The sequence below is a fragment of the Corynebacterium sp. HMSC077D03 genome, from assembly GCF_001808545.1.
Lineage (GTDB): Bacteria > Actinomycetota > Actinomycetes > Mycobacteriales > Mycobacteriaceae > Corynebacterium > Corynebacterium simulans.
On sequence record NZ_KV793703.1, the window covers coordinates 1 to 388 of the forward strand.

General features: G+C 51.3%; 1 pseudogene. It reads left to right on the plus strand.

What is annotated here, in order from left to right:
- Positions 1 to 388 (plus strand): annotated as a pseudogene (locus tag HMPREF2888_RS13145) (IS3 family transposase); the annotation flags it as partial.

Genomic DNA, 388 nt, shown 5'->3' on the forward strand with positions numbered 1-388 from the left:
AGCTGAGCTCGGTATCAACCGTGCCTCGCTACATTCTTGGGTCAAAAAGTACGGCACTGGCAAACGTGCCCGCACGAAGGCCGTGCACGATCAAGCCCAAGCGGCGAATGATTCTGCGCGAATCCGTCAGCTGGAAAAAGAAGTCTCTAAGCTGCGCGAAGAACGCGACATCCTGCGTAAGGCCGCGAAATATTTTGCCGAAGAGACTCACTGGTGATCCGCTTCCAGTTTGTCGATGACCACCGAACCGAGTACTCGGTTAAGCGGATGTGCGATGTGTTAAAGCTGAATCGTTCCTCGTTTTACAAGTGGGTGAGCACCCGTAAAAAACGCAGGTTAAAGATGTATTCTGATGCCGTTATTGGTGCAAGAATCAAGACCATCTTCG